This window comes from Clostridium putrefaciens (genome assembly GCF_900461105.1).
GTDB classification, from domain to species: Bacteria; Bacillota; Clostridia; order Clostridiales; family Clostridiaceae; genus Clostridium_L; species Clostridium_L putrefaciens.
In genome coordinates, this window is sequence record NZ_UFWZ01000001.1 from 2,563,200 (window position 1) to 2,588,531 (window position 25,332).

Sequence of the window (25,332 nt, forward strand, 5' to 3'; positions counted from 1 at the left end):
TTTAAGTGATGTCCTAAATCTTGGATTTAGCTTGCGGAACTTACTCCTACCTATAGTAGCGAAGTAGGAGCTTGCTTTAGTTTATGATAATATTATTTGCCTCCTTACAACCTAACTTATAAATTGTATAAGCACTAAATAACTGAAACAGTTCTAAATAATTCTTAGTATTTTTCCCTGTAATGTCTTGTATCTTTTGCAATCTATAGTTTAAACTATTCCTATGAATATGAAGAGATTCTGCCACTAAATTTATTTCACCATTTAAATTTATATATTTATCTAATGTATTTATTAGATCAGACCCCGCTCCCTCCTCTATAAGTTTTAGTATAGGCTCTAATATCTCTTTAGTATCTCCACCTTCATATATCCTATGAATAAGCACAAATTCCTTATAATTGTAAACATATTGATTAGGTTTGAGCCTTTCACCAAGCTCAATGGATTTAAATGCTTGCTTTACAGACAAACCAACTATGTCTTGTTTAAATCCAATACCTATATAAACATTGTCTATTAAAGATGATATTCCTTCAATTAATTTTTCCATATTGTTGCTAAATTTTATAAACATTACACAGGTTTGGGGATTAAGTCTTATTAAATATTCATCTTTTGATATCTTAATCCTTAACTTATCAAATTTAGGACTTATTACTGAATCTATAGACTTTACAATTACAGCTACCCTTTCTATATTAAGATTTATATTTAATACCTTAGCCCTTTCTTTAAATACTAAATCATACTCTTGATTTAAATAAGCCCATTGGTGTAGAAATTCATCCTTCAATCTTTCTTCCATTCTTTTTTCCTTGAAAGTATATTCCTGACTTATTAAAAGCTCTGCAGTTATCTTTACAAGCTCTGCAAAAGGCCCCACAACCTTTGGATTACCACTTATTCCAATAACACCCACTATCTCATTGTTATAATATATAGGCATATTAACTCCAGGTTTAGCTCCACCCGAAGAGTTATAAACTTCTATTAGTATTCCTCTTTCTATAGCTTCAAAAGCTCCCCTATGCACCTTACCCACCCTTAGGCTGTCTCCACTAGCTATAATAACACCTCTATGATCCATAATATTTACATTGTAAGGTATAACCTTCATCATTCTATCTACTATCTGTTGGGCGAAATTATAAGTTAACATAATACTTCCTCCTTTCCTAAATATTAATTCTTTCTATTTCTTTTATATTATATCCACTTATTAAAAAACTTTTAATAACCATTGCAATTTTCAAAATTTTTATAATAAGCCACTCCATCCTTTTTAACTGCTCATCACTTAAAATTAGGAACCTTTTTCTATCTTCTTTTAATACATCCTATTCTTTCATAAGATCATTAAACATGACAAGAGAAAATAAAGGCGTCTTTAATTGATGCGATATATCTATAACTTTTACAAGTTTCATGTTACTCTCTCCTTTTCTTATAACTTATACATTTAATATCTCTCTTACATATTAAATGATAAACCATTATTATTACAATTCTATAAGAATTATTTTTATTACAACTTTGTAATAATTGTACTTATAATAACAATAATAATAAGCTATGAACTTTAAAAATTCACAGCTTATTATTGGTTTATAATGAAATATTATTATATAAACCCCATACTAGTGTTTTGATTAAAGTTATCATATATAATAACTTTAGTTCTATGGATCTTTATACCCTTCTTTTCATTTAACATATTGAGTCAACTCTTCAAATATAGTTTTTACACCCTTACCCCACCTTGGGTCTTCTGCATATTTTGTACCTATCCATAAGAATGGATCCTTGTCCTCGCTTCTGCCTTTAGCTAAATTAATCACAGTTCTAGAAGCTATTCTAGAAGCATCATTTATATCAGTGTTATATTCTACCCAGCTATGGTATACGTTAAATGGATTATTAGCTATTTTATAACCATCCTTGTGACTTTCAGGCACAAAACCTTGTTCCTGTCCTGTTATAGAAAAAAGTACAATAGGATTTAAGTTAAACTCCTCTGCTGTGGAAATTATAGTAGAGAAATATGGCTCTTTAGATAAAATAGACTGTCGTCCCTGCAAAAATTCTTTTAACTTTTCCTGATTTATGTCTTTATATCTCATATACTCTGGCAAATGTAAATTAGGATAATTAGTTAAGATACCTTTATTCTTATATGATTCAACAACATGGTTATCTACCTTAACTTTACGATTATCAATATAAGAATACAGTCCCTTACCTGTATGAGATAATAGCATAATAAATACAGCCACAAGAGCTCTACATCCTGTTATCTTTATCCTTTTTAAATTAAGTAACGGAGTAGTAGATAAAGTTTTTGTTTCTCTTGTTACTGTTGTTACTCTTCTTACTTTTGAATTTCGCAATTGTTGAACATTAACCTTACTTTCAAAATGTTGACCTTCTTTTTCGACATTTTTTAGGCTTATAGCTTTAAATCCTATTAACTTTAAATGCTTATTTATATCTTTTGTCTCAATTTCCACTTTTATATTTAAATTGGTCCACCCTACTAGTTCACTCGTAAAGTCATTTATATCATCCTCTGTTATGCAAGCATTAAAGATATCATGACCAGTAATCATAGTTTTATTTTTAGATAAAGTGTTTTCTATTACACTTTTTTTAATAGAACACTTTAATTGCTCTGGCAGTCCTTCTAATCTTTTATATATAATTTTATTAACAGCATCTAAAAATACTATATTATCTTCTATTTCGTCATTTGTGGCATACTTCTTCCGTATGTAACCTTTGATGGTTATAATGTCATCCTCATCTATAACCTTCATATTATCTAATTCACTTAAAATATCTCTCATAAATTTAAATACCTACATTTTTTATAATATTAATTAATTATCGTGTATAATTGAAAAATCTTTATAATCCAAATAAACTCCACAAATATATATATATATTATCTCCTGTATATTTAAAGTACATTGACTTTTATGAAAGTTATGTATAACATTTATAATGAAATGCTTAAAAATACTTAGTAAAAATTTAGAGTATGAAAATTTATATAACTTTAAAATTAGTTATTAATTTTTAAGGGGTATTTTGAAAATAAAAGACTGCAAATAATATTATTTGCTTTGGAGGTAAAAATGGCTAGAAATCAAAGCGTTAAAGGGAATTTTAATTACAACAATATAGAAAAAAAAGATAAGAATTTTATGTACAAAAACCTTGCTAGAAGTAACTGCTATAACTGTAACTTTTCAAACTCAAATTTTGATTATGTGAGTTTTAGAGGTGCGCATTTTAAGTCTAGTGATTTCTTTCAGTGTACCTTTAGATGGGCTGAATTTATTGGTACTAACTTAAAGGGAAGTAGTTTTAAAGATGCTATATTTGAAAATGCTATATTTGATTCAGTAAACTTAGAGGCAGTTAACTTTAAAGATGCAACATTTATAAATACTGTATTTTTATCTACTGATGTAAAAAAGGCTAAAAATTTAGATAGAAGCAATCCTAATATCAAGATCTTTGATGAAATGCCCGATATAAAAATAAGTGAAGATTTAAGAATTGCTACTGAAAATGTAATGACAAATACCCATGTAAAAGCTGCTAGAATTTTTGATACAAAGGACGGAGACCTAAATTTATTAAATTTAATGATTCTTTTAGAACACTTTGACGAAAAAAACTTGATAGAAGGATTACATAGGATTCAACTTGAATTGGATAGAGATTTTCATACATTAAGTTATGTAATTAGGCTTTTAAAAGATTCTAAGGTAGATAAATCTTTATAGTTTTATAATGATTACATATCCATAATAATAATCTATAAAAGCTTTTATACCAACTACTACAATAATTATTATTGTAACCATATCCCTATCCTATTACAGTATTATGACATATAAAGTTTAAGAACTACAAATTCTCGTTCTAACTTATACTTAGCCCACTACATAAAAGAACCTATAAGACTTTATAAAATCTTATAGGTTTTTTGTTCAACTAATTATATTTCTATTTTGCTTGATCTGCCCAATCTGCTGGGTATGTTACATACATAAACTTTGAATAGTTTGGAACTGTAAAGTGAATTGTAGATGCTTTTGGTATATATATTATATCCCCTTTATTTCCTACAACCTTTTTACCGTTTATGTCTACTTCTAAAGTTCCTTCTATTATATAGTCTATTTCATCATACATTAATGTCCACTCAAAGCTAGTTTCTTTCATTTCCATGATTCCACAACCAAGTCTTGGACTTTCTTCTACTGATACTACATCTTTTAGGAAAACTTGATCTCCAGCGTGTCCTGTATCAAATTTTTCTGGCTTAACTGTTTCTGTCTTTATTGACATAATACCACTTTTTGGTTCTATGTCTCTTGACATTTCAGGAGTAGCTTCTTTAGATACTTCTCCTAATTTTTCTGTTATTAACTTTCTAACTATTTCTTCTATCATTGCTTCATTTAAATTTTCCATTGTAATCTCTCCCTTATAAGTTTTTATTTTTGTGATTCTAAAACCGCCTGGATTTATAAATTATATATAATTTATAAGTCCAGTAATTTTAAAATATCTATCTTATATAATGTTTAAAATTATATTAAGCCTTTTTAGTTTCTCCAATATTTTTAGTCATCATAACTGCTACCATTACTGCAGTTACACCACCTACTAATTTACCTACTATCATAGGAGCTATTAGTTCTGGATTAACTCCTGCTGCAAATCCTAAGTGATCTCCAAATACGAAGGCTGCACTTACTGCAAACGCAACGTTAATTATCTTTCCTCTTTCATCCATATCCTTCATCATTCCAAACATTGGTATACTGTTTGCAAGTGATGCTATCATCCCTGCTGCTGCAACATCATTAATCTTAAGTAATGATCCAACTTTCATAAGAGGTTTCTTAAATACTTTTGTTATAAAGTGTACTAGAGGATATGCTCCTGCAAGTATTACAACAATGTCACCAACAACAGTAAGTCCTTCTTCTATTGGTGCCATCCCTTTTATTAAAACAAGTCCTGTAGTCTTTTGTAATACAGCTGATACAAGCCCTAAAGTTATTACTATAGTTATAAACTTCCCAAAATAAGTGAATCCTTTTATCATTCCGTTTGGTGCAAGTTTAAGTCCTATAACTATAAGTAATGCAACTATTATTATTGGTGTTAAGTTTTGAAGTACAACTAGTGCTGGAAGTCCTGCTAGAAGTCCTCCTACAAAGGTTCCAACTGGTACTGTTATAATACCTGCTAAAACACCTTTAGCTAAATACTGTTGATCTTCCTTTTTTATTATTCCAAGTGCTACTGGAATAGTAAATACTATTGTAGGTCCCATCATTGCTCCAAGTATAAGTCCTGCAAATTGTCCTACTGCTGCATTTTCTGCAAGTTCCCCTGCTAATTGATATCCACCCATATCGCAAGCAAGTAAAGTTGTAGCAAACATTGATGGATCTGCTCCTAATGCTTTATAAATTGGTACTACTACTGGCTTTAATACATTTGCTAAAACTGGTGCTAAGCATATAGCTCCTACCATTGCTAAAGCAAGTGCTCCCATAGCCATAAATCCTTCTTCAAATTGTTCTCCATATCCAAACTTATTTCCTAAAAGTTTGTCTATAGCTCCTATAACTAAAAATACCATCATAATATATACGATAATTTCATTTATTCCCACTTGTTACACCTCTTTTTTCATATTTTTTATTTCTATAAATACTTATGTATTCAATTTTAAAATGTATCATTAAATTTAAAGGTTACCTAAAATAATTTCATTAGGTGAGGGGATTACTGAACTATGAATTATTTTATTAGGGCTTATATTAGCTTTTGCTGACTTTATACCTTCTTCAACACTTGATACGGAGCCGTTAATTATAAAATAAGCCTTTCCTGCAATACCGTTGCCTAAAACCACTTTAACAATCTGGGTATCTGAGGCCTTTAAAACTATATCCAATGCCTTTAATGCCGATGTAACAGTTAAAAACTCCATTATACCTATGGCATTAAATTTCACCACAATAGGTCTTTTCTTAAATGCCTTTATAATTTCTTCACTAGCATTTGATATAATAGTATCTTCAACTAATTTCTTTTGATCTTCAGCCTTAGCCTTTTTTATAGCTTCTTTAACCTCTTCTACTTCACCTGAAATTATGGTTAAAAACTTTCCAGGGCATATATGTTTAATCATCTCTACATCTACAAAGGATGACTTTAGAAGTACATGACTTACTTCTATACCTTTTGATATACTACTAAATTCTAATATTCCTAAAGCCTTTTTCATACTTTAATTCTCCATATCTTTTCTTACTTTTCAAGTTCGAGTGTATCTATAATTCCTACTATAGTAGCATCAACTGGTGCTCTCTTTTCCCCAAGTACATGTCGTGCAGAGCTTCCTCCAACTACAAGAACTTGATCCCCTGACCCTGCCCCTACAGAATCTACCGCTACAATCATATCTTGAGTAAGATCGCCTTTATAATTTAGCTTTCTTACAAGTAAAAATTTAAGTCCATTAAGATTTTCATCTTTTTTAGTTGCCCATAAGTTTCCTATTACTTGACCTATATACATATTCAGCTCCCCTTTCCTCTCCTAAGAGTTTCCTTAGTATTCTACTTTAACCTTTTATCTTAATATTAATATTGTTTACTCTTGCAAAGTCTTTTGCAAGTGGAGTTACTATAGAACCTTTATATATCAAAATTTCATTTAATCCTTCTCTTTTTAAGTTTCTGATATCAACTTCTGATATTAACTTTTTGTTTAATACTGCACTTAAACACTTGTTATTATCTGGTTTTTCTATCTTACAACTCTCTTTAGCTAAAGGCTTTGTTAAAGCTTCAACATTATCATTTTCTTTAGTATTACCTAAGATAGCTCTTAGTGATTTAAACTCTATCCCAAAAGATACAAGCTTGTTTTTATAACCTTCAAATACTTCTAATAATGCTTTTGGTGATTTATCTTCATGCGCTTTATACTGTAATCCTTTTTCTAAGGCATATAACTTCTTACCTTTTAAAAGCATATCTATAATAACTTTTTCCTTAGGTGAATTTCCATATCCCTTTGATATATTAACTAATTCGTTATTAGAAAGATTTTGTATTAATATAATTTCATAAGAATCTATATCTTTCATAGTATCTATATAATCCACTGACATTTCATTTTGCTCTATTCTACCCTTAACTATAGGGCATAAATCCTTAGTATCTTCTAGTATTAATACTGACTTTTTACTTACACTACTAGTTTCCATCATAAGCTTAATTCTCTTCATAACTTCCTTAGTTATAATATCTACTAAATTATCTTTATTCATAGGCTCAACTCCTTTCATTAGATAAATTATTGTTTATCAGCACAATTAATTGCAATTCCTAAAGGAGTAACTAAAAATGGATTTAATGGCTTAATTGTTTCTATTCCTGTTTCTTTTTGAATTACTTTTTCAAAATTCTTTAAACAACAGGTACCACCAACTAAATAAATTTTATCTACATCGAATGCTTTTATATGTGTGTTAATAATAGATGCTACCTTTTGAATAACAGGAGTTACCATATGAAATATCTCTTCTTGATTTTTAGTACTCTTTTTCTTTTCTTCTGCATCTTCAAATGGAATCTTATAAGCACCTGCAATTACCAAAGATAACTGTGTACCTCCTGTAGCTTCATCTGCGGTATATATAACCTTACCATCTTTAAATATGGAAAGACCCGTAGTACCACCACCTACATCTACAACTACTCCATTATCAATTTGTAATACAGCATTTGCAGCTGTTGGTTCGTCTTCTACGGATATTACTTCCATCCCCGCACCTTCAACTACATAAGAATGAGTCTTTATGTCTCTTTCATCAGTTCCTGGTGGCACAGCTATTGCAGCCTTTGTAAGTTCGATGCCTATTTTATCTTCAATTTTTCTTTTAAGCTCTTTTACTATCTTAGTAGCTCCAATAAAATCTACAACTAATCCATCTCTAACCACTTGTGCAAATTGCATTTCGCAGGCTATAGGTCTTTTTTTGCTATCTAAAACTACTATAACAATATATGCTGTACCTAAGTCTACACCTACATAAAGTTTTTCATCTCTGTTAACTTTTCTTGGTTTTTTTATTGAGCTTTCAACTTCTTTTATAATGGTATCAACTCTACCTAAATTCATCATAATTAACCTCTTTATTTAAGTATTTCACCACGAATATTTTTAGCAAATCCGCATGCATTTGCTTCATCATAATCTATGTGAATTACTGTACTAAATTTATCACTTACTCTAACGGCTACCTCATCAAAAATTAAGCTTCTATCACCACTGATTTTAACTTTAATAATATCTTTGTCTTTTACTCCATATTTTGCTGCATCTTCTGGAGTTATATGCATATGTCTTTTTGCAACTATTACGCCTTCTTCAAGTCTTATAACTGCAGTTTTAGTAGCTAAACTTACTGGTGCACTTTGTTTTATGGATCCTGACATTCTAACTGGAGCATTAACTCCTATTGAAACCGCATCACTTTTAGAAAGTTCAACTTGTGTTGTTTCTCTTACAGGTCCTAATACCGCAACATTTTGCATTACACCCTTTGGTCCTATTACAGTAACCTTTTCTTCGCAAAGGTACTGTCCTGGTTGGGATAAATCTCTTGCCTTCTTTAGTTCATATCCAGGTCCAAATAGTATTTCAACATCCTTCTTTGAAAGATGAACATGTTTTCCTGATGCTTCTATTAGTATGCCCTTATCTTCTTGTTTTTCTTTTAATCTTTTTAAAACTTCGGCTATTATATAATTAACTTCAATATTTGATATTTCCACTTTCTTCACCTCTTATTTGTACTTTCCAGAAACAACCTTACACATCATGACATAAAAACAACTACTAAGTCTATTCATGGCCAGAGCGATATCATTTCTTGAAAGTTCACCGTCCTCGCTTTTAAATGCATTAAAGGCTACTATTTCCACTTCTCTACTTTCAGTTCTTAATCTATTTAATTCTACAACTACGTCACCCATTTTATAATTTGGGTATATTATATGATCAGTGTTTAAATATTTTTTAGGATCATGAGAATATGCTCTTAACTCTTTTTCAGATAGTCCTATAAAATTAACCATTGGAAGTGGTTTCTCTGTAACTTCACATTCTAATATTTTTCTTACGTAATCTAAGATTTCTTCTAAATCTTTAAGAACTAACTTTTCATCTAAATTCTTACACAATATTTGTGCTCTTAATATTTTAGATTGTAGTGAATCAAGTCTTCCTCTTAAAACTATTCTCCTATGATTTTTACATACTAGCTTATTTCCATTAAGCTGAGTCATATGCTCTGGCTTATCTTCAAAAAAACCACCATCTATATGTTCATATCTAGGATTAAATACTTTTTCTTTTATTTCTAATACATTTGAGCCCTTAGTAGTATCATTAATTTGTATGTCATCGTTGTAAACTAATTTTATCTTTTTATCGTGTAAATATTGCTTTGCGGATGGGGTTATTATAACGCCCTTTTCCACTATATACTCACTAACATTTTGATTTTTAAGTTTACTTCGAAGTGTGCTTTCTGTTAAAACACTCATTATTTCACATCCTTTGTAAGATGTTTTATTATTATTTTAATCATGCCCATGACCAATAAAATATAAGTTCATGAGCATGATATAAAAATTTATAAAATATTCTTTTGTATGTTTATTTTACGCTTCGAATTTTGGAAATAAAACTTCAACTTCACTATGTGGTCTTGGTATTACGTGAACTGATACTAATTCTCCAACTCTTTCAGCAGCAGCAGCTCCTGCATCTGTAGCAGCTTTAACAGCTCCAACGTCACCTCTTACCATTACTGTAACAAGTCCTGCACCTATTTGCTCTTTACCTATTAAAGTTACATTTGCAGCCTTAACCATTGCGTCTGCAGCTTCTATTGCACCTACTAATCCCTTAGTTTCTATCATTCCTAATGCGTTCATATTTGCCATTTTGAATTCCTCCTAATATTTTTTTATTTTTTTATTTTTAATATCATTTATAATTTTAAGAAAGTGCTGATAATTGTTCAACAACTTTTCTTATTATTAACTCTAATTGATCTTTAGACATTGAAGTTTCAGTTGAACTAACTTCTGAAGTTATATTTCCTGTAATCTCTTCTTGCTCTTTAACTCCAAAAGCAACTCTTTTAATGTTTAGTAGGTTTAAAGGTCCTATATTGTCAGAAGTTGAACTTCCTCCGATAGCCCCACAACCTAGTGTAAGTGCTGGTATAAGATTAGTTGTTGCTCCTAATCCACCAAAAGTACCTGAAGTATTAATAAGTAGTCTAGCTACTGGCATTCTAAGTGCGAAAGCTTTTATAACTTCTTTATCTTCTGTATGAAGTGTTGATGTGTGTCCTTTTCCTTCATTCATTAATATTTCTATACAAAGCTTAATTGCTGATTCTAAGTTATCTACTGTATAAAAAGCTAATATAGGTGTAAGCTTTTCTCTTGAATAAGGATTATTCTTACCTACTGTAGTTTCTTCAGAAATTAACACTCTAGAACCTTCTTTAACATTAAGGCCAGACATTTTTGCAAGACTTTCTACACTCTTACCAACTATTTGTGGATTCATAGTTCCATTAGCTCTTAGTATAAACTTTCCAAGCTTTTTGGATTCAACTTCATTTAAGAAGTAAGCTCCTTGCTTTATAAGCTCTTCTTTAACAGCTTCTTTCATGCAACTTTCAACAACTATTGATTGTTCTGATGCACAAATTACTCCATTATCAAAAGTTTTACTAGCAAGTATTCTCTTAACAGCTAACTTAACATCTGCTGATTTATCTATAAATGATGGGCCATTTCCAGGTCCAACTCCTATAGCAGGTGTTCCTGAACTATATGCAGCCTTTACCATTGCTTCTCCGCCTGTAGCTAAGATTAGCGCTGTATCATTATGCTTCATAAGTTCTGTAGTTGCCCCAAGTGAAGGCATTGTTGTAACACCAATTAATCCTTCTGGTGCTCCAGCTTTAGTTGCTGCATCACTTAATACTTTTGTTGTTTCGATAATACAACCTTTAGCATTTGGATGTGCTGAAATTACTACAGCATTTCCTGATTTTAATGAAATCAATGTTTTATAAATTGTTGTTGATGTTGGATTAGTTGATGGTATAAGCGCTGCTATAACTCCAAGTGATACACCAACTTCAAAATACTTATCTGCATCATTTTCTTTTATTATTCCAACTGTTTTTAGATCTTTTATACTTTCATAAACTACTCTGCTTGCAAAAGTATTTTTTACTACTTTATCCTGCCATATTCCAAATCCAGTTTCTTCATGAGCCATTTTAGCTAGTCTTACAGCTTCTTTTTCAGCAGCCTCTGCTACAGCTTTAACTATTGAATCAACCTTTGATTGAGAAAATGTTTTGTATATATCATGAGCTTTTTTAGCCTTAGATATAAGTGTTCTTGTTTCTTGTAATGATAATAAGTCTTTATCTAAAAGTTCCATATTTCATACCCCTTTACTTCTCATTAAGAATAGCTTTTATCAGTTCATCTTTTTTGCTAAACTTAATTTGTTTTTTAGTCAAAGAAAACTTATGTTGTTCTTTTAAAATTCTAGCCGCAGTTCTAAGTTCTTGAACTTTTAATGCCTCTAATTGTTTTTCTGACATTTTTATAATTTCTTCAACTTGAAAACTTTGGTTCAAAACTCCGTCTTTATTCTCTACAGCCTCTTTAATAGGCTCATATATCTTTTCTTCATTATTGGCTTTTCCAGAGTCACTTTTCTGTAAATCATCTATTTTATTTGATTTATCTACAGTTTCTGTTATATCTTGAACTTTAGAAACTACATGAATATTTTCTTTTTCTAAATCTTCTAATTGGTCATTATGATCTTTATAAAACATGTCTAAAACCTGATCATCAGCTCTAGCTATTACATGAGCATTTCTTAAAATCCCTATCCTATCTATTGCTGCACATGCAGCTTCCACAGCAGCTTTTACAGATGATACATCTCCTGTAATTACAACTGTAACTATTCCACTGCTTATAAATTCACAGCTAACAAGCTCTACATTTGCAGATTTCAAAGCTACATCAAGGCCTTCTACAGCAGCAACAAATCCATAAGTCTCTAAAAACCCCAAGGTGGATTTTTTCATATCTTTCACCTAATCTTAATATTCTTTAGGGTTTTCTGCTACGAATTTAACTGCTGATGCGAAAGCTTCACAAGCTGCCTTACATGCTGATTGACTTCCTGTTAAAAGTGCTCCCCCAAAGTTAGTTTCAGATGGTGGACCAAAGAATGCCTTAAGTTCAACTGCTGCTGCTTTCATAGCTGCATCTAATGCATATATTGCTTCTAGTGGTGGAGCTATTAGATAAGCTAATGCTTCACCTTCTTTTATTCCTGCTGTCTTAGAAAGGTATGAACCTGTTCTTGATATACATTGTGCGTAATATGGAATTGAATCATCATCATTAGCACTATAAAATGTAGCAACGCCACTTTCTATAAAGTCCACTGTTGTATTAATTCCACTTCTAACTTCTGCTGGACTAGGTCCTGCTAATATTCCTATAACTTCACCTGCAAGTTTACTATTAGCATTTGCAGCTCCTGCATATAAGGACTTAGCATAAACTACTTCAACATCTACGGATTTAGTAGCCTCATCTAAAGCTGTATAAGTAACATCATCACAATCTGCTGTTATGATTGCTATACTCTTATGTTCTGGTTTTAAATTAAATTCTTTAGCCATATCAGCACTTACATTAGGTATTAACTTAACGCTTAATACTGATGGACGAAGTTGATCATTTTTCATAATAATATCCTCCTAAGATTATAATTTTAAATCTAGTCCACTTGCTTTTTTCTCTAACATAAGTTTTATAATATCAGCTACATAAGCTCCAGCTTCAACTGCAGGAGTACCACCTCTATGTATGTTAGATACAACTGTTCTTCTTGATTCTTCCATTCCTATTGTTCCCTTATAAGCTATATAAGCACTCATGCTTTCTGCTGTTACAAGACCTGGTCTTTCTCCAATAAGAACGCAAGTTACATCTGCTCCAAACTCTTCAGATATAACATCCATAGCTCCAACTCTTCCAAGTTTTACAAAGAAAGGCTTTCCTACAGATATTCCGTATCCTTCAAGTCCTTGTATTAATGCAGGTAATATACTTTTAACGTTGGCTTCTACTGCTTTTGAGCTTAATCCGTCAGAAATATATATTTGTACCTGTGGATTTCTCTTATAAGATTTTAACTTATCGAGCTCTTCTTTTGAGATTCTTCTTCCAAGGTCTGGTCTAGTTATGAATTCATCTTTAGATGAACACATCGTTTTAACTATTTGAAGATCCATCTCTTCTAATAGCTTTTCATCTACATCTGTAAATACAGCGTCTTGAGCTGCAGCATGGTCTGCTCTAAATCTAAGTGTTGTTTCTGTTTTGTATCTTGCGCCCGCTCTTCCAACACCAATTCTAGCTGGAGTATGCTTTTTCATTTTTAGGTATCCTTCTCTGTCAGCCGGATTCTTTACTAAAAGATTTGTTCTAATATCAACCTCTGTAATATCAGGAATCATCCCATCTTCAACTACAGTTGCTGTGTCTAAAACACTTTTAGCTATACCTTCTGCACTTGTACCTTCTTTTGTACTCATCTCACCTAAAACTTGTTCTACTAATCTTTTTAAATCACTTTCTGAAAACATATTCTTACCTCCTTTTACTTTTTAAGAAATACAGAAGCATCTCCTGCTCTTCCTGTTAATTTACCATCTTTTATGAATTCCCATTTTTCTAACCAAGCTTCAAATTCAGCAATTGGTCTTTTGTTTAGTAATTCTCTTAAAGCTGCTGTTTCATGGAATCCTGTAGTTTGGTAGTTAAGCATTATGTCATCTCCATGAGCTATTCCCATAAAGTAATTACATCCTGCTGTAGTTAACAATACTGCTAAGTTTTCTACATCATTTTGGTCTGCTTTCATATGGTTTGTATAACAAACGTCGCAACCCATTGATATTCCTGTAAGTTTACCCATGAAGTGATCTTCAAGACCTGCTCTTATAACTTGTCTACTGTCGTATAAGTATTCCGGTCCTATAAATCCAACAACTGTATTAACTACAAATGGATCATATTTTTTAGCAAATCCATAACATCTAGCTTCCATTGTTAATTGGTCAGCACCAAAGTGAGCTTCTGCTGATAACTCGGATCCCTGTCCTGTTTCAAAGTACATAACATTTGGACCAGCTGCTGTTCCTTGTGTTAATGCTAACTGTCTAGCTTCTTCTAATAAATCTGCTGTAACTCCAAATGCTGCATTTCCTTTTTGAGATCCTGCAATACTTTGGAATATTAAATCTGTTGGAGCTCCTTGTTTTATTGCTTCCATTTGAGTTGTTACGTGAGCTAAAACACAGTTTTGTGTTGGTATTTGATATGTTTGTTTTACCTCTTCAAATTTCTTCAATACCTTAACTACACTTCCAACTGTATCATCAACTGGATTTAGTCCTATAAGTGCATCACCAATACCATAACTTAATCCTTCTAATAAAGAAGCAACTATTCCATCTACATCATCTGTTGGGTGATTAGGTTGTAATCTTACAGATAGTCTTCCTTCTTCACCTATTGTAGTATTACAATGAGCTGTTATCTTTATCTTCTTTGCTGCATATATTAAATCTAAGTTAGACATAAGCTTTGTAACAGCTGCAACAACTTCACTAGTAATACCTCTTGAAATTCTTGTTATATCAGCACCTGTTGTATTCTCGTCTAAAATCCATTCTCTTAAATCTGAAATTGTCCAATTTTTTATTTCACCATATATCTTTTCATTTACTGCGTCTTGTATTATTCTTGTAATTTCATCCATTTCGTAAGGAACAACTGGGTTGTTTCTTATATCTGAAACTAAAAGATGACTTAATACAACCTTTGCTGCAACTCTTTCTTGAGCTGTCTGTGCTGCTACTCCTGCTAATTTGTCTCCGGACTTTTCTTCATTAGCTTTTGCTAATACTTCTTTAACGTCCTTAAACTGATACGTTTTTCCAAATAATTTAGTTTTAAGTATCATTTTGTTCACTCCTTTTATTAAATTTATGAATTAAATACTAGTGTCTTTATTACTACTGGGACTACTTTACCATTTACTAGTGGTTTTCCAATGTCGATATAATCTCCATTTTCTACCTTCACGCTATCTATACATATTACATTGTTCTTCCTGCCAAGCTGTGCATAAATGGTTTGCCCTAAAACTTTTGCTATATCATTTTCTACAATTACAAATAAAGGATGCTTACTATTTATTAATGATTCCATTCCCTTTATAATTGAAGCTGCTAAGTTTTGTATATCTATAAAAGAAGGATTTTTACTCCCTTTTAAAGCTAATGCTACTAATTGACTTTCATTTTCTACATTAAACCAACTTATTTTCTCCCTTATTGCCTTTTCTAGGGCTTCAAATCCTTGCTCTTCATCACTCTTTGACAGTTTTAAAATAGGAAGATTTTTAATTGGAAATATATCTTCTGTAGTGTAAGTAATGGTACTTCCACTAATGTCTGTGGTATGTGATCCTGCTCCAACTACTGTAGCTCTTATAGTTTCAAGAGCTGTTTTTAACTTTAAGTTTGAAAGTATACTAGATTTTTTTATTTCTTCGCCTAAAATTACTCCCATATCTCCAAATTTAAAGTAGTCACTATAATCTTCTTTGTATATATAATCTGCTACTCCACCTGAAAATGTTATATATTCTATGTTGTGACCATCTTTTAATCCCTTATTGGTTTGAAGATAATCATACATCTTACTTCTTTCTTTTAAACAAACAGATTCTTCTAAGATTCCAACCATTCTTTGGGCTATCTTTCGAAGCTTATACACATCTGCTTTATCTCCAACTTCAACTTTTACGCCTATAGATTCTGCAAGTTCTTTGATCTTAGGATATATATAATATATTTCTTTGGTATCCATATCTATTTTAATAAGTCTACCGCCTATATCCATGCACCCTGTATCAATAAGCTCTCCATTTTTAAATAGCGCTAAGTTGGATGTTCCTCCACCTATATCAATATTTACAACATAAGCATTTTCTTCATCTGATACCTTATCAGCACCAGCTCCTCGCCCTGCTATTATTGATTCTAAGTCAGGTCCAGCTGTTGCCACAACAAAGTCTCCTGCAAATCCACTTAATGTTTGAAGTACATCATTAGCATTTTCTTTCCTTGCAGCTTCTCCTGTTATTATTACAGCTCCAGTCTTTACATCATTTATGTTTACTTTAGCTTTTTCATATTCTCCCTTTATTATCTCTTTTACTTTTTCTTTATCTATTTTCTTTTGAGTAATAAGTGGTGTGAAATAAATTTCGCTTCTATATACTATTTCTTTGTCTACAATATTTACTCTTGGAACTGAAAAGTTACTAGCTGTATTTTCAATTGTAATGTGAGTAAATACTAATTGTGTAGTAGATGTTCCTATGTCTATACCTACGCTTAAAATTTGTTCTTTCATATCGTTACCGTATATAACTTAATTTTAATAAGTTAAGTTATAATTTACGGGCTTCCCCCTTTCTTGTTTTTTATAAACTAAGGCCAAGGTTGGATATATTATTAGTAATGATCTTAATTTAAGGGTAATACAATTTTATCTTTCCCTAAAGAATGAATTATTAAACTTGCTAGTGCTAGATAAAATAAAGCCCAGAATATTCATTAGCATATCTAAAATTACTTTTAAATATTTTCTAATAAATATTCTGGGCTTCATTGCCTTCTATAACCAAAAACCACTTTGTCTTTGGATTTCCTAATTTAATTTTTAAAATCAAAAGTCATGGTTGTTCCATTAGAATTAGACTGAATATCTAGCTGTCCTTTTAGCTTATCCGAAATCAAACTATTCATTATCATAAGACCTAAGCTAGTTTTCGGTGCCTTATTTACATTAAACCCAACTCCATTATCCATAACCGATATTGTTGAATAGACATTGCCTTTTTCTACATTTATTGTTATCTTTCCATCTTCTCTACCTGTAAAAGCGTGCTTTAAACAGTTTTGAATAGCCTCATTTACTATTAGTGATATTGCTGTAGACTTATCTGAACTAATGATTAAATCATCACCTATAACCTCAATTGATAAATTTAACTTTTCATTCTTTTCAAAGCTTATCATATAAGATTTAATCTTATATATAACATCTTTTATATTAACATCATCAATGCCTTCTTTTGCAAGCATTTCGTGAGTTATTGCTATGCTTAAAATTCTATTTATACTATCATCTATAGCGGCTCTAAACTCTTCGCCTTGAATCCTTCTTGATTGAAGTCTCAAAAGGCTTGCTATAGTTTGAAGATTATTTTTGACTCTGTGATGTATTTCTTTTATCACTACAGATTTTAACACTAATTCTCTTTCTTTTTCCTTTAAATCGGTAATGTCTTTTATAAGCATTACAACCTTTAAAACCTTACTACTTTGAACTATATACTTTACCTGGAAACACATCTCGCCAATATCTATTTCTTCTACTTCTATAGACTTACCATCAATTAACTCACCTATAGTATACTTTGATAATGATAAATTAGAAAAGTCCATTCCCACTAACTCTTGGTGATATCCAAGCTTTTTATACAACTCTTCTGCTACTGGGTTTTTGAATCTTAATACTCCATCTTCATCAAATACAAGTATAGCATCATCTATATGATATGTAATATTTCCATCTTCATATTTGCTCTTTTTACTTTCTATTTGAGATAGTAACTCTTCATTGGTTTCTGCTAGTATTGCTAGCTTTCTACTTTCCCTTATGTCTTCTGTAACATCTTGTTCTGAAATAATAACAGCAATAACCTCATCTTTATGATTCTTTATAGCCTCAACATTTTGTTTCACAAGCATATTTTCTTGTGTAGTAGCTTTTATATCTCTTGAAGCTATACCAGTTTGTAGTGTCCTTAGTACAGCAGGTTCATTTTGCCTTATGGCAAGCTTCCCTACAACATCTTCTTTGTAAAACGATGTTGCTTCTCTAGTTTTTGCACTAGCCACTACTATAGCTGTATTCTTTTCATTTTTCACCATGCAATCTATGAACACATCAGCTTTTGAAGAATCAGCTACAAATTGAAGAGTTTTAGCTATGCTTTGTATTATTTCAATATCATCTTCAGTTAAAGAAGTATAACTTAAACATATTTCTCTTATTTCATTCATATTCATTCCTACTTTTAAGATTCTTCTTCGCTAATTATTATTATTCTAGCTATTTCTTCCATGGTTGTTCTCTTTTTCATGCTAATATCTCTTATATATGTATAAGCATCATTTTCAGAAATATTATTTTTTGACATGAGTATACCCTTAGCTTTTTCTATAACTTTTCTTGACTCTAGCTTCTTTTCTAAAACTTTAACATTCTTTTTTATCTCTTTGATTTCTTTATGTCTTGATAAACAAACTTCTATAGTTGCAACTAAAGATTTATTGTCTATAGGTTTCACTAAATATCCTATAGCCCCCACTTCTTTAGCTTTTTCTATAAATATTTTATCACTATAAGCACTTAATAGTATTACCTCTCCTGCAAGTTCTTCTTTTAAGATTATCTTAGTTGCATTTAGGCCATCTAAAAGTGGCATCTTTATGTCCATAATTATCAAATCAGGTAAATGCTTTCGTGCAAGCTCTATAACATCAAAACCATCTGAGGCTTCAGCTACTACATTGTAGCCTTCTTCCTCTAGCATTTCCTTCATATCCATTCTTGTAATAGGTTCATCATCGGCTATTACAATTCGTTTGTCCATGGTCTTCCACCTCTTTTAATAAACATCATAGGTTATTCTTTAAAACCATTTTATCATAAAAACCTTAATTGCACTCTAAAAATCTTTTTAATTCTTGAATTTCTTTTTTTTCTGCAGCATTTACACAAAATATTTTTTCAGCTCCTGCTGTAATTAAAAACTCTTCGGTTCTTTTTAGAGACTTTTCATCCTTACACAAATCGATCTTAGTACAAATACCTATAACTTCTTTATTAAACATATTTCCAAATCCAGGTGGGAAGTTGCTGGTGTCATTGCTTGAGTCCTGAACTAACGCAATGACGTCTGCTTCTGCTGATGTTACTATTAGTGCATTATAATATATTCTGTTATCTAAGTACTCTCCTGGAGTATCTATTATATAATCACCAAACTCTATAGATTGCGTCTTTTTATATATTATTATTTCATCTATTAAAGCTTGACTAAGTGTAGTCTTTCCAGCTCCTATGGATCCTATAAGCATTATCTTTTTCAAACTATTTCCTCCTAGGATTTTGTTATATCAGTGATTGTGAATTTTAAAACATTTTTAAGCACATTGCAAACTTCTCTTAAAGCAGCCTCTACGCTTGAAACATCTCCAAGTACCACAAGTGATCCACTAAATCTATCGATAAATCCTATTTCAACTCCTGCTGCCTTAGTAGCAACATCTGATGCTATTATAGCCGCTTCACTTGGAGTTATTGTAAGTATTCCTATTGCTTCTGCATTTTCTTCACTAAGTCCTAACTTTTTGTATATTGATTTATTAGGATGTGCAATTAAGTGAGCTAAAGTAACTTGTTTACCAGGAACATATTCCTGAATAACCCTTTGTTTTTCTTCCATTTTTCCCACTCCATTCCATCTAAAGACATAAAAGCTCCTCAAAGCACTATTAATGCATTTTAAGGAGCTTCATTGCTCTAATTATAATTGTACGCCGTTGCACAATTAACATTTATTTAACTTATGCTTAAATTATAATAGTATACACTTTAATTGTCAAATGTTTTTGAAAACCTTTTTTAAGTTTATATCACAATTATTTTCCTTCGTAGACAACATTAAACAATGCGTTGAATTCTTCTATTGTTGGCTTTCTAGGGCTTGTAATTGTACAACTGTCTTTTAAAGCTATTTCTGAAAGTTCTTTTAGATTGTCATCAAAATCTTTTTTGCTAACATTAACTTCTTTAACACTTGATGGTATGTTTAATGTTTTCTTTAAAGAATTTATAGCTCTTACTAAAGATTTAACACCTTCTCTAACATTATTACTACTTGTAATATTCAAGAACTTAGCAATCTTTGCATATCTTATTGCAGTATCACTATATTGAATCTTATTATCGAATCTATTATCAGAGCTTAAATCTGCATTAAATTCTACAACATAAGGAAGTAATATTGCATTTGCTTTTCCATGAGGAATATGGAATCTTCCACCTAATATGTGAGCCATGCTATGATTTATCCCAAGTGAAGCATTTGTAAATGCCATTCCCGCTATACAAGAAGCGTTATGCATCTTTTCTCTTGCCTCTAGGTCATTTCCATTTTTATATGCCTTTTCTAGATATTCAAATACTAGCTTTATAGCCTTTTCTGCTAAAGCATCACTAAAATCTGAATGTTCAGTAGATACGTAAGCTTCTATAGCATGAGTTAGCACATCCATACCTGTATCCGCTGTTATAAAATTTGGAACACTTTTTACAAGAGTTGCATCTAATATGGCCATCTCTGGAACCATAGATTCTTCAACTAATGGATACTTAACATTATACTTTTTATCAGTTACAACTGAAAAAGATGTAACTTCTGATCCTGTACCACTAGTAGTTGGTATAGCTATCAGCATAACCTTTTTATCTTCTGATACATTCTTTAACCCTTTATTTATAAGATCTCTAAAGTGACTTATAGCCTTTGCAGCATCAATAGCTGAACCTCCACCTAAAGCAATTAGAACTTCTGGTTTAAATGCATCCATAGCTTTAATTCCTTTTGATATTGTTTCAAGTGGTGGATCTGGAACTATGTCAGAAAAGATTTCATATTCAATATTTGCAGCTTCTAAATTTTCTGTAACCTTAGTCACCATTCCTGATGTAACCATAAATGGATCCGTTACAATAAATGCCCTTTTACATTGAAGCTTACTAAGCTCTTCAAGCTTTCCAACTCCAAAATAAACATTAGGCCCTACTTTAAAATTACCCATACTTTCACTTCCTAAGCTTAAATTTTGTTTTTCTTTAGTTTCTTTAGTTTTAACTTTATTTATTCTTTAGCTAGCTTTATTTAAATTTATATTTTTATATAAAAATATAAAAACCCCCTAAGAAAATTCTTAAGGAGCTTCATCACTCTTTATAATTACACGCCATTGTGTAACTTTATCTTTATTATCTTTTTAAATTGTATACCCTTACCTTATAAGTTTGTACATGTTCATTTTATAACTTTAAAATATTACTGTCAAGGTGATTTAACTATATCGGGGACAGTTCACAATTAACGATACGATGGGGACAGTTCACAATTTTAATATTTATGGAAAATTTAATATAACATATATTAGCAAAATGTTATAATAATAGTAGTTCGTATTTTTCAGCATATTTTTTAATGTGAAATGGAGGTGAATTAATGTCCTTAGTACAATGTTCTAATGTAATAAAGAACTTTCAAATGGGTAAAGTACAAGTTGAAATTTTAAGAGGGGTTAGTTTAAATATTGAAAAGGGGGAATTTGCTGCTATTATCGGGGAATCAGGCTCTGGTAAATCTACTCTTTTAAACATTTTAGGGGGACTTATGCCCTTTGATAAGGGTGAAGTATCTATAGCTGATACTAATTTACATAACTTAAATGAAAATCAGCGCGCGCTTTTTAGAAGAAAAAGTATAGGATTTATATTTCAGTCTTATAATCTGCTCCCACAATTAACAGCCTTTGAAAATGTTGAGATGCCTTTAATTTTTACTGGCATGTCTAAAGTAAATAGGAAAAAAACTGTTCTAGATATTTTAGAACGTGTAGGTCTTAAAGATAGGATGAATCATAAGCCCTCAGAACTTTCAGGGGGACAGCAACAAAGAGTTTCAATAGCTAGGGCCTTAGTTAATAATCCTTCTATAATTCTTGCAGACGAACCTACAGGAAACTTAGATAGTAAGACAAGCATTGAAATTTTAGATTTACTGAAAGGACTTAATGAGTCGTTAAATATGACCTTTGTAGTGGTTACTCACTCAAAAAGGGTTTGTGATTATGCTGACAGCATAATTAAAATGAAAGATGGTCTACTAGAATAATTATTACAGGAGGTTTATATGAAAAAGACTTTTATAAAAATTACTTTAGCCCTAGCTCTTGTCTTATCCATTGGTATTAATACTGTTCCAGCCTTCGCTGAAACTCAAGGGGGGATTCCCGGAATGCCAAGTGATGGAGCAATTCCAAGCAGCATGCAGCAAGTACAATCCCAAAGTCAGGGTATACAATCCAAAAAGCTTATTATATCTGAAGTTACAACAGACCCTGCTTTTATAGAACCTGGAAAGGAATTTACCCTTAATTTTAAGATACAAAATAAGTCTTCAAATAAACTTGAAAATATCGCTTTAAGCATATTAGGTATCGAAGGTAAAAATGTTCTTGAAGGCTTTTCACCAGTTGGAACTACAAATGAAATCTATTATGGAGGACTAAACAAAGGCGGTACTGGAGAAATATCCTTAAAACTTATAGGTTCTCCCTCCATTAAATCAGGAATATATAACTTTAATATTAATTGTTCATTTAACGAAAGTGGAAATTCCCCAGTAGAAATAAATAAGGTTTGTGGGATAATTGTGAAAAATACTTCAAATATGATGATTACTGAATTCAAACCTTTAGAAAATGGAAATATAACTGGAAGCTTTCTAAATGCAGGTAAGGGATCTTTAAATAAGGTTATGGTAAACATTACAGCTGGCGATAAAGACATTTCAAAATATATAGGGGCTATGGAAGCTGAAGTTGAGGAAAGTTTTGATGAAGCTCTTGGAAGTTTTGAATCAGATACCTCTGGTAATGTAGTAATTAGCTTTAATGATGAAATGGGCATAGAAAACAAAATAGAAAAGTCATTCACAATTAAAGGTACTAATATAGTAACTGCTACAAAGCCGGTTTCAGAAAAAAAGTGGTCTTTTAAATCTGTATTCAAAAAACTTTTTGGACTAGGTTCTTAGTATGCGTCTTACAGATTTATTAGAAATGATATGGAAGAATCTTTGGAAAAGGAGAAGCAGAACTATTTTCACCATGATAGGTGTTATAATTGGCTCTGTAGCAATATTCACAATAATATCCCTTGGTAATGGTTTCAAAAAATATATAACCGATGAGATTGGCTCTGTATTTGATACCTCAGTAATCTCAGTATCTCCAGCCATACCACCCTCAGTTTATGGAGCACCTGTAACCCCAGATGAAAAAAAGCTTAAAACTAAATTAGATAAAAAGGCTATAAAAGATTTAAAAAGCTATTCCTTTGTTAAATCAGTTATTCCAAAACTTAATGACTATGGTCATATAGAATATAAAAAGATTAGCACCGGGGCTAGTATTACTGGTATGCCCATGAAAGAACTATCTAAAAAAGATGATCTTTTAGTAGGGCGTTATCCAACAGATAATAAAAACGAAGCAATACTTGGATATAAAATGGCTACTCTTCTTTTAGACTATAAACCTACTGACAAAGTGGATTCAAAAGAAGTGGAATCTTTATTAAGAAGGTCCTTTAAACTAAATAGCTCTGATACTAGAACCATGCCAGGCGCTAAAGACTCTTCTAAAAAAGAAGATGAACATACTACAAACTTGACTATAGTTGGAATCTCTAAAGAAAATGCCATGGATGACTTTACAATTAAAGTTCCACTAAGCACTGTAGAGGATATTAAAAAATGGAAGGCCTCTAAAACTCAAAATGATGAGAATAAAGAAGAGGGCTATACCAGTGTAGAGGTAGTTTTAAAAGATACTAATAAAATAGATGAAGCAGAAAAGACACTTAAAGAAAACGGATACCAAATAAATTCTTTTAAAGAAATACAAGGTAGCATAGGAAAGCTTTTAGATGGTGTTAAAATAATATTAGCAGCCCTTGCAGGGATTTCCTTATTGGTAGCTGCCTTTGGTATAACAAATACCATGAATATGGCTATATATGAAAGAAAAAAAGAGATTGGTATTATGAAAGTAATAGGTGGAAGTGTTAATGATATAAAGAAAGTATTTGTGGGAGAAGCTTGCACCATCGGTCTTATGGGTGGAGTTATTGGACTTACTCTAGGATTTATAGCTAACTTTTTTATAAATATGTTAGCTAATGCCTTTATAACTAAAGGACAAGTTCCTAAAATAAAAATAGCATCTTCGTCCCCAGGTCTTATTCTATTCATATTACTCTTTAGTACCCTAGTGGGCTTCCTCTCAGGAGTAGTCCCTGCTTCAAAAGCAGCTAAACTAGACGTTATAAGCTCTATAAAAGAAGAATAAATTAACTGTAACAAAAAAAAGGAAGCACCTCAGAGGTGCTTCCTTTACTTTACTGGTGCTACGGATGTTGTAGGCGGTACTATATTCTTTATTGAGTTTGACCCAATAGCTAATATAAATCCTAAAGTCCATACTATGATTACAACTGCTGCACTCTTTTTCTTTGATATGTTTCCAATAACTGCTATACCTATAGCTATTAAAACCATTTGCCATAAACCGAATACATTAAGCTTTGAAATTAAAATATCAGCTGTTGTCATATTTGCAGCGGCTTCAGCAATAGCTGCTAAATCTAAAGGCTTATTTGCTATAATATCATAAATAGCTTTTATTATTCCACCTATTAGTACTGGAAAATATGATATTAAATAAACCCCTACCATTTGACGATAAGTTGCAGTGCTTTTAAATATTTTAGCTATTAAAAAATAAACTAAAGACATAAAATACACGACTATTATAGTTACAATTATTGTGGTAATTACTGCTGAAATAGGTGATGTAAAAGCTCCTCCTAATTTCTGAGCCGTAGCTGCAGTAGCAGGATCCATCCCTTTAACGGATTCACTTACAGCTCCACTTAGTTTGTCCTTAGAAGCTATTGCTAAAATAAGTGCTGTGATAGCAGAACATACTACCACAATAAGAAGCCTAATCCCGTAACTTTCATTATCCTTATAATACTCAAAAAGTTTCTCGGGATTAACAAAGAAATTCTTTACCTTTTCTCCGAGTGTTAATTTTAAAACTGGCACATTATCTGCTGAATTATTATCTTCCAT

Annotated in this window: 27 protein-coding genes and 1 pseudogene; 4 read left to right on the forward strand and 24 right to left on the reverse strand. The window is 31.3% G+C overall.

The window, feature by feature from the left end; genetic code table 11:
• Positions 1-76: 76 nt before the first annotated feature.
• The 3 genes and pseudogenes from DY168_RS11645 to DY168_RS11650 form a co-directional block, all read right to left on the reverse strand.
• Positions 77-1,162, reverse strand: coding sequence for a CdaR family transcriptional regulator (locus DY168_RS11645; RefSeq protein WP_115641891.1), 1,086 nt, complete (start codon positions 1,160-1,162; stop codon positions 77-79).
• A gap of 85 nt (positions 1,163-1,247) precedes the next feature.
• Positions 1,248-1,415 (reverse strand): annotated as a pseudogene (locus tag DY168_RS15290) (histidine kinase dimerization/phospho-acceptor domain-containing protein); the annotation flags it as partial.
• 291 nt (positions 1,416-1,706) lie between these two features.
• Positions 1,707-2,846, reverse strand: a complete 1,140-nt coding sequence (locus DY168_RS11650; protein WP_115641892.1) for a hypothetical protein — start codon at positions 2,844-2,846, stop codon at positions 1,707-1,709.
• 291 nt (positions 2,847-3,137) lie between these two features.
• On the opposite strand from DY168_RS11650, the gene DY168_RS11655 reads away from it, so the two are divergent.
• The gene (locus DY168_RS11655; protein ID WP_115641893.1) at positions 3,138-3,794 is read left to right on the forward strand and encodes a pentapeptide repeat-containing protein; all 657 of its coding nucleotides are present in this window, start codon (positions 3,138-3,140) and stop codon (positions 3,792-3,794) included.
• 223 nt (positions 3,795-4,017) lie between these two features.
• On the opposite strand, the gene DY168_RS11660 is transcribed toward DY168_RS11655, so the two are convergent.
• The 20 genes from DY168_RS11660 to DY168_RS11755 form a co-directional block, all read right to left on the reverse strand.
• Positions 4,018-4,488 (reverse strand): cupin domain-containing protein, encoded by a 471-nt coding sequence (locus tag DY168_RS11660; RefSeq protein WP_115641894.1) that lies wholly within the window; start codon positions 4,486-4,488, stop codon positions 4,018-4,020.
• A gap of 124 nt (positions 4,489-4,612) precedes the next feature.
• Complete coding sequence (eutH, locus tag DY168_RS11665; protein WP_115641895.1) at positions 4,613-5,704, reverse strand: ethanolamine utilization protein EutH; 1,092 nt, start codon at positions 5,702-5,704, stop codon at positions 4,613-4,615.
• A 75-nt stretch (positions 5,705-5,779) separates the two neighbouring features.
• On the reverse strand, positions 5,780-6,322 hold the full coding sequence (locus tag DY168_RS11670; RefSeq protein WP_115641896.1) for a BMC domain-containing protein: 543 nt from the start codon (positions 6,320-6,322) through the stop codon (positions 5,780-5,782).
• Between the two features lie 23 nt (positions 6,323-6,345).
• A complete protein-coding gene (locus DY168_RS11675; RefSeq protein ID WP_115641897.1) occupies positions 6,346-6,615 on the reverse strand; it encodes a EutN/CcmL family microcompartment protein in 270 nt (89 codons plus the stop codon).
• A gap of 46 nt (positions 6,616-6,661) precedes the next feature.
• The gene (locus DY168_RS11680) at positions 6,662-7,372 is read right to left on the reverse strand and encodes a TIGR02536 family ethanolamine utilization protein (protein WP_172556338.1); all 711 of its coding nucleotides are present in this window, start codon (positions 7,370-7,372) and stop codon (positions 6,662-6,664) included.
• Positions 7,373-7,398: 26 nt separating this feature from the next.
• Positions 7,399-8,229 (reverse strand): ethanolamine utilization protein EutJ, encoded by an 831-nt coding sequence (gene eutJ / locus DY168_RS11685; protein WP_115641899.1) that lies wholly within the window; start codon positions 8,227-8,229, stop codon positions 7,399-7,401.
• Between the two features lie 11 nt (positions 8,230-8,240).
• Positions 8,241-8,882, reverse strand: coding sequence for an ethanolamine utilization phosphate acetyltransferase EutD (gene eutD / locus DY168_RS11690; protein WP_115641900.1), 642 nt, complete (start codon positions 8,880-8,882; stop codon positions 8,241-8,243).
• Positions 8,883-8,894: 12 nt separating this feature from the next.
• On the reverse strand, positions 8,895-9,656 hold the full coding sequence (locus DY168_RS11695) for a cobalamin adenosyltransferase (RefSeq protein ID WP_115641901.1): 762 nt from the start codon (positions 9,654-9,656) through the stop codon (positions 8,895-8,897).
• A gap of 117 nt (positions 9,657-9,773) precedes the next feature.
• Complete coding sequence (gene eutM, locus DY168_RS11700; RefSeq protein WP_115641902.1) at positions 9,774-10,058, reverse strand: ethanolamine utilization microcompartment protein EutM; 285 nt, start codon at positions 10,056-10,058, stop codon at positions 9,774-9,776.
• Between the two features lie 55 nt (positions 10,059-10,113).
• Positions 10,114-11,586 (reverse strand): acetaldehyde dehydrogenase (acetylating), encoded by a 1,473-nt coding sequence (locus DY168_RS11705; protein WP_115641903.1) that lies wholly within the window; start codon positions 11,584-11,586, stop codon positions 10,114-10,116.
• Between the two features lie 13 nt (positions 11,587-11,599).
• Positions 11,600-12,250: a BMC domain-containing protein gene (locus DY168_RS15175; protein ID WP_115641904.1), complete on the reverse strand. Its 651-nt coding sequence runs from the start codon at positions 12,248-12,250 to the stop codon at positions 11,600-11,602.
• Positions 12,251-12,265: 15 nt separating this feature from the next.
• A complete protein-coding gene (gene eutL, locus DY168_RS11715; RefSeq protein WP_115641905.1) occupies positions 12,266-12,922 on the reverse strand; it encodes an ethanolamine utilization microcompartment protein EutL in 657 nt (218 codons plus the stop codon).
• Between the two features lie 18 nt (positions 12,923-12,940).
• Positions 12,941-13,825, reverse strand: coding sequence for an ethanolamine ammonia-lyase subunit EutC (gene eutC, locus DY168_RS11720; RefSeq protein ID WP_115641906.1), 885 nt, complete (start codon positions 13,823-13,825; stop codon positions 12,941-12,943).
• 14 nt (positions 13,826-13,839) lie between these two features.
• Positions 13,840-15,207, reverse strand: a complete 1,368-nt coding sequence (locus DY168_RS11725) for an ethanolamine ammonia-lyase subunit EutB (protein WP_115641907.1) — start codon at positions 15,205-15,207, stop codon at positions 13,840-13,842.
• Positions 15,208-15,230: 23 nt separating this feature from the next.
• Positions 15,231-16,667: an ethanolamine ammonia-lyase reactivating factor EutA gene (gene eutA / locus DY168_RS11730; RefSeq protein ID WP_115641908.1), complete on the reverse strand. Its 1,437-nt coding sequence runs from the start codon at positions 16,665-16,667 to the stop codon at positions 15,231-15,233.
• Positions 16,668-16,969: 302 nt separating this feature from the next.
• On the reverse strand, positions 16,970-18,385 hold the full coding sequence (locus DY168_RS11735) for a sensor histidine kinase (protein ID WP_115641909.1): 1,416 nt from the start codon (positions 18,383-18,385) through the stop codon (positions 16,970-16,972).
• 14 nt (positions 18,386-18,399) lie between these two features.
• Positions 18,400-18,978 carry an ANTAR domain-containing response regulator gene (locus DY168_RS11740; protein WP_115641910.1) on the reverse strand — a complete coding sequence of 193 codons (579 nt, stop codon included), beginning with the start codon at positions 18,976-18,978 and terminating at the stop codon, positions 18,400-18,402.
• 64 nt (positions 18,979-19,042) lie between these two features.
• Positions 19,043-19,477 (reverse strand): EutP/PduV family microcompartment system protein, encoded by a 435-nt coding sequence (locus DY168_RS11745; RefSeq protein ID WP_172556339.1) that lies wholly within the window; start codon positions 19,475-19,477, stop codon positions 19,043-19,045.
• 11 nt (positions 19,478-19,488) lie between these two features.
• Complete coding sequence (eutS, locus tag DY168_RS11750) at positions 19,489-19,833, reverse strand: ethanolamine utilization microcompartment protein EutS (protein WP_035794219.1); 345 nt, start codon at positions 19,831-19,833, stop codon at positions 19,489-19,491.
• Between the two features lie 196 nt (positions 19,834-20,029).
• Positions 20,030-21,211: a 1-propanol dehydrogenase PduQ gene (locus DY168_RS11755; protein ID WP_115641911.1), complete on the reverse strand. Its 1,182-nt coding sequence runs from the start codon at positions 21,209-21,211 to the stop codon at positions 20,030-20,032.
• A gap of 428 nt (positions 21,212-21,639) precedes the next feature.
• On the opposite strand from DY168_RS11755, the gene DY168_RS11760 reads away from it, so the two are divergent.
• The 3 genes from DY168_RS11760 to DY168_RS11770 are packed head-to-tail and all read left to right on the forward strand — an operon-like array spanning position 21,640 to position 24,547.
• The gene (locus DY168_RS11760) at positions 21,640-22,308 is read left to right on the forward strand and encodes an ABC transporter ATP-binding protein (protein ID WP_115641912.1); all 669 of its coding nucleotides are present in this window, start codon (positions 21,640-21,642) and stop codon (positions 22,306-22,308) included.
• Between the two features lie 18 nt (positions 22,309-22,326).
• On the forward strand, positions 22,327-23,232 hold the full coding sequence (locus DY168_RS11765; protein ID WP_115641913.1) for a COG1361 family protein: 906 nt from the start codon (positions 22,327-22,329) through the stop codon (positions 23,230-23,232).
• Between the two features lies 1 nt (position 23,233).
• Entirely contained in the window at positions 23,234-24,547 is a 1,314-nt protein-coding gene (locus tag DY168_RS11770) for an ABC transporter permease (RefSeq protein ID WP_115641914.1), read from the forward strand.
• A gap of 44 nt (positions 24,548-24,591) precedes the next feature.
• Here the strand turns inward: DY168_RS11770 and DY168_RS11775 are convergent, their stop codons facing one another.
• Positions 24,592-25,332: a Yip1 family protein gene (locus DY168_RS11775; RefSeq protein ID WP_172556340.1), complete on the reverse strand. Its 741-nt coding sequence runs from the start codon at positions 25,330-25,332 to the stop codon at positions 24,592-24,594.